Origin of the sequence: Halorubrum laminariae, assembly GCF_024494655.1 — an archaeon.
GTDB classification, from domain to species: Archaea; Halobacteriota; Halobacteria; order Halobacteriales; family Haloferacaceae; genus Halorubrum; species Halorubrum laminariae.
Map to the genome: position 1 here is coordinate 79,306 of NZ_JANHDL010000002.1, position 12,842 is coordinate 92,147.

The window sequence follows — 12,842 nt, forward strand, 5'->3', positions numbered from 1 at the left end:
TCGATACTCGTGAAAGCGGATAGTCTCTTGGAGATACCTTCGGAACGTTATTTGGAATTTGTGGTGCCGACACTCCGTAGGGATTTGATGACGGTAATGTCTCTTGTATTTCATTTTGGACGGGGTTTTTCACTGACGACATCACCAATACGCGGTATGGCAGCCAACCCAAGTGCAGTCGGAGAGACGCCACTTCTTGAGATTGCCCTCGACATCGCCCCGACGGTGTACGCGAAAGCGGAGTGGTTCAATCAGGTCACAGCGGACTACGGTGGCGGGTCAATCAAAACACGCATTGGTAAGGCCATGATCGATGCAGCGGTGGCAGCTCCAGAACCGATCGGTGACCGGACGTTGCTCGAGGCATCGAGTGGAAATACCGGTACTGCGGTTGCCCGGTTCGGCACCGAACGGGGGTTCAACGTCGAGATCGTCCTCCCGGACGATGCCGGTGCCGGTAAGATGGCAGCGATCGAGGACGCTGGTGCCGAAACGACGTTTATCGACAGCGAGAGAGGATATGACGCCTATGTCGAGGACTGCCGCGAGATGGTCCGGGAGAACCCCGGACAGTATCACTATCTCGACCAGTACGAGAACGCGGCAAACCCGGGCATCCATGCCGGGACGACCGGGATCGAGATCTGGGGACAGACCGATGGCGCGGTGACACACTTCGTCGCGGGTGCGGGCACAGGTGGTACGCTCATCGGCACGGCGCACGCGCTCTCTGACCGGGGTGTCGATATCTATGGGTTCGAGCCAGCAACAGACGAACACGACATCGCGGGACTGAAACACATGCACTCGGAGGGACACTACGTCCCGGGAGTCTATGAGCCGGGCGTCATCGAAACAATGTCGTTCGTCCCAACCGACATCGGCTACAAATACGTCCGCTGGCTGCACCGCCGATACGAGTCCCGGACTGTCACCGTCGTCGACCCCGGGCAGTGGGACAGACAGGTGGTTCGCGAGCACCTCCGGGTCGGTGACGACTTTCTCGTCGGCCCGTCGAGTGGAGCGTGTCTCGCGATGGTCGCTCGTCTGGCAGCCATGGATGTCCTCGACGAGGACGACGTGGTCGTCGTCCCGTTTCCAGATCGAGGTGACCGGTATCCGGACCGTGACTTGCGGAGTACCGCCAGTGCAGGCGAACTGACGACGAGACCAGCACCCGCAGTGCCGTCGTCCCGGCCCCCACGCTCCTGAGCCAACACCCATGAACTGGCAGCAGCCAGTTCCTGTTACTCCACCAATGAGTAGGTTCATTTTTTAATCGATCGCACGGAAAGCGGACTCGACACCGGCGAGGTCGTCGATAGAGTCCTGTACCTGTTCACGGACTTGATTGGCCTCGTTGCGAAGATCTCGGAGTGCCGCCTCTGTCCCGGTCGCGCTGCTGTTCTCGATCGCGACGATCTTCGAGATTAGCCTGAAGTACCGCTGGAGTTCGCTGTCGAGCTGCGACCGCAACTGGAGTTCGTCGACAGTATCTTGGAGTTCTGATTCTGTCACGGGCTTCGTGAGATACTCGTCACAGGGGATATCGCCGGCGTCGCAGCCTGGTTCAGACCTCGTGAGCATCACTTTCTGGTCTCCGGTATCCCGTTCGTCCATTTGCTGGATGACTGTTGCCCCCGGGAGATCCTGCATCCGGCGATCGAGAATTACAACGCTGACTTCCGAATCGTACCACGTGAGTGCATCCGAACCCGAGTGGGAGGTCCGAACGTCGTACTCGGGTTCAAGCCACAGTGAGTAGGTCTTGGCGAGGTCTTTGTCGTCCTCTACGATCAGTACCGTCGGATCGGCGGAGTTGGATTCACCTGCCATGGTCATGGTGGTTTCGGGCGGCTCTCTCGATCCGTCGCCTGAGGGTGATAGGGCCGTATCCAGTTCATCGACCCGGAAGCGACTGTAGTCTGTGGACATGGATCTGTGTTCCTACGGACCGGAATATCACTGCCCGACCGGTATGAAACGTCGACCAATTCTGGGGACTGAATATCCTGATGTGGCTGACTGTTCGTCGACAGATTCCCCATATTTACCGGCTAGGGGTCTTAGATCGTGGCGACTGATGGACTACGACGCACTCCGTTCCCGCCTAGCCGAGGGACTCGACTACCGCGACGTGATTGCGCTTCCCGACGGGAGCGTCGATCGGTACTACAGCGTCGAGAATTCGACCGGCGAACAGATCCGCACGCGCTCGGCGTTCGTCAACTTGCTCGCTGCCGGCGAGATTAGGTCACTGAATTTGGTCACCGAATCGATCCGTTCCGGTGGACAGGCGGTGAACGCGGCCCGGCAGGTATCGGACCTCGGACCTCGCGTGACCCTGTATGGCCACCTAACCGATCCCGAGATCGACGAGTTTCCATTCCCGACAGCTTCGATGGGAGTGCCCGCGACAATCCACGTTCTCTCATTCGACGAGGAGGATCTGATGCTGTCCGTCGAGTCCGAAGACATCCGCGAGTGGCGTATCGAGGATCTTTTCGCGGCGATCCCCACCGACCCCAACGCGTGGCTCTCCGACGAGGTGGTCGTGCTCCAGAACTGGGTCGGTGTCGCCGGGATGACCGACGCCCTCCAAACGCTCGCCGACATCGACATCGGTGCGGCGACGTTTGTCTTTGATCCGGGCGACATCACTGCCTCCGGTGCCGATCCTCTCCGGACGCTCAGTCAGGCTCTGAGCGATCTCGCTAACACGGCAAAGGTCGTCCTAACAGCGAACGACAATGAGCTCGGTCGCCTCGCCGAGGCTGTCGATGTCTCCGTGACAGGTGCGGAACGGGAACCGGCCCTCCGAAGCGAACTAGGCGTCGATGCGGTCGTGCTCCACGACGAGTGCCGCGCTGCGGCCGCGACCAGCGAACTGACGGTGATCGAGAACTTCGAAGCGGAGCGCGTCCGCCGGCGCACTGGTGCCGGTGACCGATTCGACGGAGCGCTTGCGACGGGGCTAGCGGCGGATCTTCCGTGGGAGGAGTGCCTTGCGCTCGGCAACGCGTGCGCGACCTACTTCGTTGAGCAAGGAGAGACGGCGACGAGAGACGACGTGCGATCGATGCTCGCCCGCCGGAGCGTCCCCTAAACCTGTCACAGTTAGGCTCGGGGATTACTCGGTGAGCGTCGAAACTCCGAGCTGTTCAAATAGTTTCAGACGAACCCTCGTGGGGTTGAAGCGTCTCGTGGTTCCGCTCGAACGAGGGAATCCACGAGTTTCAGACGAACCCTCGTGGGGTTGAAGCAAAGGTGGCGTCCTCGACGGCAAGCGACTCAACGCGTTTCAGACGAACCCTCGTGGGGTTGAAGCGTTCGGACAAGTTCAAACAACAGCAAAACGATGCGAGTCGCGACCCTCTCCGGCGATGTCGATCCGGGCCTTTTACCGCCGTGCCGGCCGGACCGGCGGTATGGACCTTCGAGCAGTCGCCCGTCGGACGGCGATCGTCGCCGCCGTCGTCACCGTGCTCGTGCTCGCCGCACCGTACGCGATCGTGTCGGGTTCTGGCTACGCCGACCAGCTCGCCGCCTACTACGTCTCCGGGACCGTCGGCGGTGCCGGAGTCGTGTTGTTCGCGCTGACGAGCGCGATCGTCGTGGGGTCAGTCGAGCGGGGAAATCTCGACCCGGGGACACTCGCCGGGGTCGGTGTGGTGCTCGGCGTCGCGACGACCGCGAGCGCGGCGCTGTGGACGCTCGCGATAGAGCCCAGTCCGATGTTCCGGGACAATCTCTGGCTGGTGTGGCACGCCCGCGCCGTCGTCGCAGTCTCAGTGCCGGTACCGGTCGCCGCGGCGGTGTACGCGCGCGAAGTTCTGACGTAGCGCCATCGTCGCTCAGATCGAACGAACGAAAGGCCCTTAAGGTGCTGCCGTGTATTCGGGGATGGACTAGGTCGGGCGGTTAGGCCCCGCTCGTCACCCGTGAGGTAGTCTTTAGCGGGGACCGAACAGCGGGCGCGTCCGGTCAGACCGGTGCGGGCCCCGAGAGCCAACGTGGAAGCCTCGTCCGCCGGGGACAGCGGTCCGTGGCGTCCGCTCGCAGGAGCGGCCCGTCACGGTTCGTCGGCGACACCGGGTCAGGCGCGGAAGCGAGCAGCCCACCGCCGAACGCCCGTCGCTCGTCGGGTCGCGGGGTGGAGAAGGCAACCGGGACACCCCGTGCCGGAACGCCGGGCTACCCCGCTCGTCCGCCACTCATACGATAGTACGGTCAGAACGCGATAGCGACGCGTTAATTCGGTCGCGACGTTCCGGCCGTACGGACGCGACGGGCGGTACAACTATACAGATCCGTCTCGACGTTCCGGTGGAGTCTACTATGGAAATTTCGGAGAAGCTCCTCTGTCTGTTCAGTGCCGACGTTCGTGAGGAAGACGGCGAATACGTGGTCGACGTGCCGCGCCGCGAGGTCGAGGCCGGCTCGCTCGAACCGGGCGAGACGTACCGCGTCGCGCTTATCTCCCGATCCGAGTCTGACGAGTCCGACGCGGCGACCGGCGGTGATACCGATATCTCCGCCTCCCGGTCGGACGCCGGGCCACAGCCGCCCGTCGAACCCGGCGAAATGCGGTACGTCGAGATCGAAGACCTCGGCAAACAGGGCGACGGGATCGCTAGAGTCGAGCGGGGCTACGTCATCATCGTGCCCGACACGGAGGTCGGCGAGCGCGTGAAGATAGAAGTGACGGAAGTAAAACCGAACTTCGCGGTTGGCGAAGTCGTCGACGACGCGGTATAGCGGGCCGCTAGCGGCCAAAAGTCGCTAAGAGTTGGTATCGGTGTCGGACGCGTCGGCCGCCGGCGGTGCCTCTTCTTGGCCGTCGCCGAGCGGGAGTCGTGCGTCCCAGTACGACACCGACGCGACGTAGTCGCCGGGCACCGTGTTGCCGATGAGCTTATCGAGCGCGCGGAACGGCTTCGCGACGGGCCCGGGGAGTTCGCGGTAGAAGCCGTACGGGAGCACGAAGTCGTGCGCCTCGCCGGCGAGCGTGAGCCCCGCCTCTCGGAGCATATCGGCGACTTGGTCCTCGGAGTAGAGTCGCGACCCCATCGGAAGCAGCCACGTGTACAGCGTCCGCAGGCTCCGACCGTTGAACGTGTCGAAAAACACCTGATCGGCGCTGACGCGACACAACTCTGCGAGGAACGACGCGGGGTCGTCCATCAGGTGGAAAAACCGCATCGCGACCACAGTGTCGAAGTAGTTGTCCGGGAACGGGAGCCGAGAGGCGTCGCCGCGAACGAACTCGACGGTGTCGGAGAGGCCGGCCTTCGAGGTCTTCTCTCGACCCTGTTCGAGCATTTCCCGAGAGATGTCGAGACCGATGATGTCGGCTCCGCGGTCCGCAAGCATCGTCGTGAACCGGCCGGTGCCGCAGGCGACCTCCAACACGCGGTGACCCCGCTCTATCGGCCCGATAGCAGAGAGGACCGCTGCCTTCTCGCGCCGATCGATGAGTTCGCCGCCGCCGGAGAATCGCACGTCCTCGTACTCTTCTGCGACCTCGTCGGCCTGGTACCAGTCCTGTCCCTTCACGTTGCCCGTACTGAACACCCAACCGACAAAACCGTACTGGATGCAACCGACGCGAGTCAGAACGTGATCCCCTTCCCGGTATTATATTAATCATTCATGAATGATTGTAATCCGAGAGGTGATATTAATACATTATATTATCCCAATCGAATTCCCCTATATGTAGCTAACCTTTACCACTACGAAGGGACTTGATTGGAGACATGAGTACCAGTCACGCGGAGACCGCAGACCAAGACCGCCTTTCTGAATCCGAGTACCGCGACCGCCTACGCGAACTGCCGCCAAGCGCCAAGCTGGTCGCCAAGGTACTGGAGGGCGACGCACCGCTCTCGCAGGGCGGGCTCGCCGAGGAGTCGCTGCTGCCCGACCGGACGGTCCGATACGCTCTCAACCGACTCGAAGAGGAGGGACTCGTCGACTCTCGGTACAGCTTCAAGGACGCGCGAAAGCAGGTGTACTACCTGACGGTCTAGGCTGGTACGACCCCACACCACTCGATCTGTCGCACCGGATCGAGGTATTCGATGAGCGAGGCGTATCCGATCGGTCTCGCACGGAGCCCTTTTTATTCCCCCGCCCGATAGCAGCGGGTATGGATGTCTCGGTCGTCGTGCCGACCCTCAACGGGCGGGACCGGTTAGCTGCCTGTCTCGACGCGCTGGCGGCACACGCCCCCGGGGCGGAGGTGATCGTCGCCAACGGCCCATCCGCGGACGGTACGACCGGGATGGTACGCGACCGCGACGACGTGGATGTACTGGTCGAGATCTCCGACCGAACGGTCAACGTCGCCCGCAACGCGGGCATCGAGGTCGCGACCGGCGACGCGGTCGCCATCGTGGACTACGACCACCGGATCGGTGACTCGTGGGTCGACGGCGTTCGACGCGGGCTCGACGGGGCCGACGCGGTGACCGGTCCGGTGACACCGGTAGCGGCGACCACCTCGGAGGCCGACGCGGCGGCTTCCGATTCGGGACAGGGCAGGAGCAACGCGGTCGACGGCGCGGAGCCAGCGGACGCGCTCGTAGAACCGACAGACGCCCTCGCGGAGCCGACGGACGGTCCCGAACGGCAGACGATCGCCGGGCACGACGTGACGTACTTCGAGAGCGGCAACGTCGCGTTTCGAGCCGAGACCCTTCGTGACCTCGACGGCTTCGACGAGTACCTCCACACCGGCGGCGCGCGCGACGCCGCGCACCGGCTCACGCGGATGGACCGCGACGTGGCGTGGCGCGAGGACCTAGAGGTCGTCAAGCGGCTGCCGAACCCAACGGCCGCCGACGGGGGCCGGACAGCCCGTGAGTGGGGGTGGAAGTATCGAGCGCTCTCTTACCGGCTCTGCAAGAACTATGGCGTGCGTCCGACCGTGCTCGCACGGACCGGATCGCACGCGTTGACGGACGCGCTTAGCGCCGCGCGCGATGTTGTGCGCGGCGAATCGACCCCGTCGCGGTGGGTCGCCACCGGCCGCGACGTGCTCGTCGGGCTCACAGGAGGGAGCTCCGACGGACTTGTCGCGCGCCGCCGAGACCGAAGCCCGACGCGGAACCCGAACGGGATCTCGACGCGCGCCGACCGCGCCGTCGCGCGGTACGACGCCCGAGACGACGCGCGGGACGATGACAGCTAGCGTCGCCGCCAGCAGACCCTACCGCCAGCAGATACCACCGCCGACGGGGTCATGTTAACTTACGCATCGGTTCCAGCAGACGGCGAAGGCTTGGAGCCACGATTCTGCTGCCGTCGGCTCCGCATTGCCAAACGTATTTGAAAAACAAAGAAGTTCGTCGTTTTACTTCTCGAAAGACACGTTCGACAGCATTCCGCTTTCCATGACGAGTAATTTGAAATCGGAATGAGGTTCGTGAGAGTGAAACTGTTAGATGTCCGCCAGCATCAACGAGAAACAGCGTATCCTCAACGTGGTGTTTCTCTCTGAGAACGCGGAGAAACACCAGCGTGAATTGTTGGTTTTGGACGGGACATACGTCAACATGAAGGAATTCGTTTGTACGAGGATCGACGGCGGCATACAGCCAGAATCAGTCTGAATCGATCTGAATTGTAGTCTCATCGACCGCAACTCGTTCGGGCTCGCACCGTCAGATAGCTGTAGATCGGCCTTTTGAATCCAGTTGTGAATTTCTGTTCGGCTTCACTCGACACCCAACCTCTCAAGATGTTATTTTGTATTTGAAAGAGACAGTCCAACAAGATGGAATTGGATACCGGTTTCAACGATCTCGTGGGGTGTCCACTCTCGCTTCACAAACTCCAAGTCTATCCACTCAGTAGAGACGTCGAAGCGGTCGGATTCGGATATAGACCATTCGAAACGCCGATGCCTCGTTCTTCACTTAACATCACCCGATTGCAGAGGCGATCAGTTTATGTCGCGTGCGGAGACGATACAGATCGCGCATGGTCTCCCTCCGACAGCCCTCGACCCTCCCGATCGTCGGCGTCGTCGCCGACGCGCGGACGTATCGTCATCTCGCATACCTCCTGATAGCGGTCCCGCTCGGATTTGCGTATTCGATGCTCCTGACGGTCGGCGTCGGATTCGGACTCGTCCTTTCGGTTGTCGTGATCGGGTTCGGGCTCCTGTTTGCGACGCTGATCGGGGCTCGCCTGCTCGCCGGCGTCGAGCGGTCCCTCGCGAACGCGCTCTTAGGAACCGACCTGCGACGAGCTGACGACCTCCCAGACGGTGATGACGGGGCGCTCGCGGAGGCCAAGCGCTACGTTGACGCGCCGTCGACGTGGCGGAGCCTCGGCTTCCTCTCGCTGAAGTTCTGGGTCGTCCTGCTCGCGTTCGCGCCGGTGTTTATACTCGCGAGCGCGCTCCCGCTCGCGGTCGCACCGCTTCGATATCCCTACGAGGTCCAATTCGGCGAAGTCAACGGCGAACCGGTCACGTGGGCGATCGACACGCTCCCCGAGGCCCTGATCGCGGTCCCACTCGGCGTAATTGGACTTTTGGTCGCGCTACATATGGTGAACCTCCTCGCGTACGCGACCCGACAGATGGCGATCTCGCTGTTGGGCGCGCAGGCGTCGGCGACGAGCGGACCGGGGTGATTGTATCGACTGTCACCTGATCCGGACGTATCCGTCCGACTGCCGCCGACGCCTCCGATCCAGCCCCGAACCCACCCGCGGCTTTTTTCCTCCCTGTCGCGTCGGGTGGGGTATGGATATCGGACTGGTCGGCGAGGGCCCGGCGGCCGACGCGGTCGCGGCCGCTCTCGGCGACATCGACGTGAACGTGATGCCCGTCGAGGCGGACCTGCTTGACGGGTTCGACCTCGCCGTCGTCGTCGACACCGCGGGGTCGGAGGCGTTCGCAGCCGCCAGCGACCGTCTCGACCAATGGGTCGCGGTGGAGGTCGGCGGCGTCGGCGGCGTCCCGCTCGACGCGGTCGACGCCGCGGTGACCGTCTTCGAGACGACCTGCTACGACTGCCTCCGGGCGCGCGTCGCGAGCGGCGACGCAGAGCCCGCGAACGAGACGCGCGGGACGCGCTCGGCGGTCCGGTACGCCGGGGCACTGGCCGGTCGCCGCGTCGTTCGCCTGCTCTCCGGGGACCCGGTCGCGGATACGATCGTCGAGGTAGCGAGCGGCGAGGCGGCCGACAGCGAGCGGACGCTCCTGCCCGTCCCCGGCTGCGGCTGTGGTGACGTGCCGGGCGACGCGCTCCCGCGAGACGGCGAGGGGCGGTCGCTGGCGGCCGCCCTCGACGCCGCCGAGCGCGCGGTAGATTCCCGAGCCGGTCCGATCGCGGACGTCGGCGAGCAGTCGTCGTTTCCGGTGCCGTACTACGTCGCTCGCGTCGCCGACACGACCCCGTTTTCCGACGGGCGAGCGGCCGAGTTCGGCGGCGGCGTCGCCGCCGGCTGGGACGCGGCGTTCATGAAGGCGCTCGGCGAGGGGCTGGAGCGCTACGCCGCGGGCGTCTATCGCGAGGAATCGTTCACGCGCGCCGCGGCCGCGACCGTCCCGAACCCCGTGCCGCCCGACGCGTTCGTCCGTCCCGAGAGCGCGGCGGCGTATTCCCGCGACGACCGGCTCCCGTGGGTGGCCGCTGAACACCTCGCGACGGGCGAGATCGCGAGCCTCCCCGCGGAGTTCGTCCACTTTCCGCCGCCTGAGTCGCGGTACCGGCCGGCGATCACAACCGGACTGGGGCTGGGGAACTCAGGCCCGGAGGCGGCGCTGTCGGGGCTGTACGAGGTGATAGAGCGCGACGCGACGATGACGAGCTGGTACTCGACGGTCGATCCGCTCGGTATCGAGGTCGACGACGAGGCGTTCGCGGAGTTGGAAAAGCGCGCCCGCGCCGAGTCACTCACCGTGACGCCACTTCTCGTGACGACCGATGTCGACGTGCCCGTCGTCGCGGTTGGCGTCCACCGCGAGGGGGAGTGGCCGCGGTTCGCCGCCGGCTCGGGGGCCGACCTCGATCCGGCCGCTGCGGCGCGGAGCGCGCTGGCGGAGGCGCTCCAGAACTGGACGGAACTCCGGTCGATGGGCGAGGCGGCCGCAGCCGATCAGGGGGCGGCGATCGGCCGACACGCCGACTTCCCGGCCGAGACGGGGGCGTTCTTCGATCCGGACGCGACCGTCCCGGCCGAGTCGCTCGGAGCGGAGACGGCGACGGGAACCGCGGAGCTGTCGGCCGTGGTCGAGCGCGTCGAGGCGGTCGGCCTCGATCCGTACGTCGCGCGGATCACCACGCGCGATCTGGCCGCGCTCGGGTTCGAGGCGGTCCGCGTGCTCGCCCCCGGCGCGCAGCCGCTTTTCACCGGAGACCCGTTCTTCGGTGACCGCGCGAGCGACGTGCCGCGGTCGATGGGGTTCGAGCCGACTCTCGACGCGGAGTATCACCCGTTCCCCTGACGGCGACGCGGTCCCGGCGTCGTCGACCGCGACGGCGCAAAGTGCGCTGGCGGAGGCGGTTCCGGCCCCACGGATTGCCCCATCCCCCCGGTTTAAGCCGCTCGCGGTCGCTCGGCCACCATGGACGTGATTCCAGACGCGGATGTCGAGGCGACAGAGGCCGTCGAGGGTGTCTTCCTCACGCAGGGAGCGGTCGGCGAGGAAACGAGCATCCAGCGATTCGTGATCGAACCGGGCGAGAAGGTGCCGGAGCACGACCACCCTCACGAGCAGATCGGCGTGGTTACCGAGGGGACGGCGACGTTCGTCGTCGACGGCGAGGACCTCATCGTCGAACCGGGCGACACGTACGTCATTCCGGGCGACGAACCCCACGCCGCGCTCAACCGGGGCGACGAGACCGTCGTCGGCTACGACATCTTCGCACCGCCGCGAGCGAACCCCGACTGGCAGGACTGACTGTCTGCCGAACTCATATCCGGTGATCACCGACGGAGCCTCCCCGGTGGATCGACCCAGCGAGCGACAGAAACAGACGGGGAACTGACTATCGACGCGTCTCTGTTAGCCAGCGCGTCGCGGCGAGCGTGGGATGAGGGGCTGGACGGTCGCGGTCGGGTCGATCGAGTTATGCTCGAATGACCCTGTTGACATCCTCAGAGGAGGATATTTTTGTCTTCCCTTGTAGTCAGTACAACGGAAACGAGAACCGGAATACAAATATCCGAATGGCTGTAACGATGTATGTCTAAATGACAGAGAGTAACAGTTCCAACCACGTTCCGAGTCAACCGGTCGTCGTTCAAGAGGACACCCATCAGAACGAGATACCAGCCAATATTGACTCGGAACTGTATTCGACGGACAGACCAGCCAACTCGTTCCACGAATTCAAGATCGAACCCGACGATGAGCTCGTTGAAGCGCTTCGCAACAGCGGCTACACAGTGGAGTTCAGAGACCGCTAACGCACCGCTTGCACTTTTCAATCGACCGGTTGTTTCACGCTATTTTGTATCTGAACAACGGGATTTCGACAGAGACGCCCGATCAAAGCGCGCAGCCAACCTCGCGGTACATGTAGTGGGTCATCACGTAGACGCCGAGGATGATCCCCGCGCCGGCCAACACGGAGTGGACGGACAGCAGCGCGATGCCGGAAAAGAGGTTCGCGATGTTACAGCCGGCCGCAAGCCGCGAGCCGACGCCCATCAGGAGCCCGCCGACGGCGTAGTTGGGAACGCGGTTCAGCTTCGGCTTGCGGACCCGGAAGTCGCCGGAGGCGTACGCGGCGATGAACGAGCCGACGATCAACGAGGCGATCATCACCATGTCGATGGTGAGCGAGATGTTCCCGTCGCGGAACAGCACGGAACCCCAGTAGTCGACACTCGCGACATCGAAGCCGGCGACTGACAGGAGGTACCCCGCCCAGCGCGCTTCGCTGCCAGTGATGGCCCAGTGGCCGTGCACGAAGAACCAGAGGCTCGCGACGAGCGCCATCGCCACGCCAGCCGTCCGGGCGTCCCACGAGTCGCGCAGGCGGTCGGCGAGCGGTCGGTCGTCCTCGCGGATCCTGCGGACGTACGCGACCGTCCCGTCGGCGATTCCGCGGAGGCCGAGCGCTACCGACGAGACCACGCGCGAACCCCCGAGCGCCGCCTGCGCTCTCACGTCGGACGCGACGCCGGCACCTCCGGACGGATCGTCTGGGAGCTGACTGCGACCCTTCACGAACGCGTACGCGAGCGTGCCGAGCGCGACGGCGAGCGCGCCGGTGACCGCCGGCGGGAACGGCGACGTGAGGTACAGCGTCTGTCCCTCGAACGGGTTCAGCGTCTGGAAGTAGTACGTCTCGGCGACGGGGAACGCGAACGCGAAGAGGACGTAGCCGACGAACATGAACAGGAGGACGAGCCAGAACTGGAGGTAGCCCTGTCCCGCGCGGTACAGCGTCCCGGAGGCGCAGCCGCCAGCGAGGGTCATCCCGAGGCCGAAGACGAACCCGCCGAAAAGCGATCCGAGCCCCCACGCGGGCGTCCAGAAGCCGCGGAAGTAGCCGAACGTGGCCTGCACGCTCCAGAACACGGTCATCACCGCGATTCCGGCGAGCAGCCCCTTCAGGACGCGGGTGTCTTTGAACGCGACGAAGTCACGAAAGGCGCTGACGAAGCAGAACCGCGCCTTCTGTAACAGCACGCCGAACGAGAGCCCAACCGCGACCGAAACGGCGACGTAAGCGACGGGCGAGAGCAGCATTATCAGAACACACCGGTTCCGCACGTAAAGCGACGCTGGACACGGTGAATCCACCCTCGGATCGCTATTTGCGGCAACAATATCTGGTTTTCGTCACACGTGGCAACGAAAGGGGCGG

General features: G+C 64.1%; 13 protein-coding genes, 1 other RNA gene and 1 pseudogene. 11 read left to right on the forward strand and 4 right to left on the reverse strand.

Annotated features, from left to right (window positions below):
* Positions 1 to 156: 156 nt before the first annotated feature.
* On the forward strand, positions 157 to 1,212 hold the full coding sequence (locus NO887_RS03340) for a PLP-dependent cysteine synthase family protein (protein ID WP_256417059.1): 1,056 nt from the start codon (positions 157 to 159) through the stop codon (positions 1,210 to 1,212).
* Between the two features lie 63 nt (positions 1,213 to 1,275).
* Here NO887_RS03340 and NO887_RS03345 read toward each other — a convergent pair whose 3' ends face one another.
* A complete protein-coding gene (locus NO887_RS03345; RefSeq protein WP_256417060.1) occupies positions 1,276 to 1,935 on the reverse strand; it encodes a response regulator transcription factor in 660 nt (219 codons plus the stop codon).
* A 148-nt stretch (positions 1,936 to 2,083) separates the two neighbouring features.
* Between NO887_RS03345 and NO887_RS03350 the strand changes: the two genes are divergently transcribed.
* From NO887_RS03350 to NO887_RS03365, 4 genes are all read left to right on the forward strand, one after another.
* Positions 2,084 to 3,106 carry a PfkB family carbohydrate kinase gene (locus NO887_RS03350; RefSeq protein ID WP_256417062.1) on the forward strand — a complete coding sequence of 341 codons (1,023 nt, stop codon included), beginning with the start codon at positions 2,084 to 2,086 and terminating at the stop codon, positions 3,104 to 3,106.
* 322 nt (positions 3,107 to 3,428) lie between these two features.
* The gene (locus NO887_RS03355) at positions 3,429 to 3,842 is read left to right on the forward strand and encodes a DUF7548 family protein (protein ID WP_256417063.1); all 414 of its coding nucleotides are present in this window, start codon (positions 3,429 to 3,431) and stop codon (positions 3,840 to 3,842) included.
* Positions 3,843 to 3,901: 59 nt separating this feature from the next.
* An RNA gene (gene ffs, locus NO887_RS03360) (signal recognition particle sRNA) lies at positions 3,902 to 4,213 on the forward strand.
* 125 nt (positions 4,214 to 4,338) lie between these two features.
* The gene (locus tag NO887_RS03365) at positions 4,339 to 4,758 is read left to right on the forward strand and encodes a TRAM domain-containing protein (RefSeq protein ID WP_256417064.1); all 420 of its coding nucleotides are present in this window, start codon (positions 4,339 to 4,341) and stop codon (positions 4,756 to 4,758) included.
* 24 nt (positions 4,759 to 4,782) lie between these two features.
* On the opposite strand, the gene NO887_RS03370 is transcribed toward NO887_RS03365, so the two are convergent.
* Positions 4,783 to 5,556: a class I SAM-dependent methyltransferase gene (locus tag NO887_RS03370; protein ID WP_256417065.1), complete on the reverse strand. Its 774-nt coding sequence runs from the start codon at positions 5,554 to 5,556 to the stop codon at positions 4,783 to 4,785.
* Between the two features lie 203 nt (positions 5,557 to 5,759).
* On the opposite strand from NO887_RS03370, the gene NO887_RS03375 reads away from it, so the two are divergent.
* Positions 5,760 to 6,032 (forward strand): MarR family transcriptional regulator, encoded by a 273-nt coding sequence (locus NO887_RS03375; protein WP_137784247.1) that lies wholly within the window; start codon positions 5,760 to 5,762, stop codon positions 6,030 to 6,032.
* 119 nt (positions 6,033 to 6,151) lie between these two features.
* A complete protein-coding gene (locus NO887_RS03380; RefSeq protein ID WP_256417066.1) occupies positions 6,152 to 7,195 on the forward strand; it encodes a glycosyltransferase in 1,044 nt (347 codons plus the stop codon).
* A 54-nt stretch (positions 7,196 to 7,249) separates the two neighbouring features.
* Here the strand turns inward: NO887_RS03380 and NO887_RS03385 are convergent.
* A pseudogene (locus tag NO887_RS03385) lies at positions 7,250 to 7,888 on the reverse strand (IS6 family transposase).
* A 98-nt stretch (positions 7,889 to 7,986) separates the two neighbouring features.
* Between NO887_RS03385 and NO887_RS03390 the strand changes: the two are divergent.
* The 4 genes from NO887_RS03390 (at position 7,987) to NO887_RS03405 (ending at position 11,433) form a co-directional block, all read left to right on the forward strand.
* Positions 7,987 to 8,646, forward strand: coding sequence for a sensor domain-containing protein (locus tag NO887_RS03390; RefSeq protein ID WP_256417067.1), 660 nt, complete (start codon positions 7,987 to 7,989; stop codon positions 8,644 to 8,646).
* Positions 8,647 to 8,758: 112 nt separating this feature from the next.
* A complete protein-coding gene (locus NO887_RS03395) occupies positions 8,759 to 10,465 on the forward strand; it encodes a YcaO-like family protein (protein ID WP_256417068.1) in 1,707 nt (568 codons plus the stop codon).
* 120 nt (positions 10,466 to 10,585) lie between these two features.
* Positions 10,586 to 10,924: a cupin domain-containing protein gene (locus tag NO887_RS03400; RefSeq protein ID WP_256417069.1), complete on the forward strand. Its 339-nt coding sequence runs from the start codon at positions 10,586 to 10,588 to the stop codon at positions 10,922 to 10,924.
* A 293-nt stretch (positions 10,925 to 11,217) separates the two neighbouring features.
* Positions 11,218 to 11,433, forward strand: a complete 216-nt coding sequence (locus NO887_RS03405) for a hypothetical protein (RefSeq protein ID WP_256417070.1) — start codon at positions 11,218 to 11,220, stop codon at positions 11,431 to 11,433.
* Between the two features lie 82 nt (positions 11,434 to 11,515).
* Here the strand turns inward: NO887_RS03405 and NO887_RS03410 are convergent, their stop codons facing one another.
* Positions 11,516 to 12,724: a YeeE/YedE family protein gene (locus tag NO887_RS03410; protein ID WP_256417071.1), complete on the reverse strand. Its 1,209-nt coding sequence runs from the start codon at positions 12,722 to 12,724 to the stop codon at positions 11,516 to 11,518.
* Between the last annotated feature and the right edge of the window lie 118 nt (positions 12,725 to 12,842).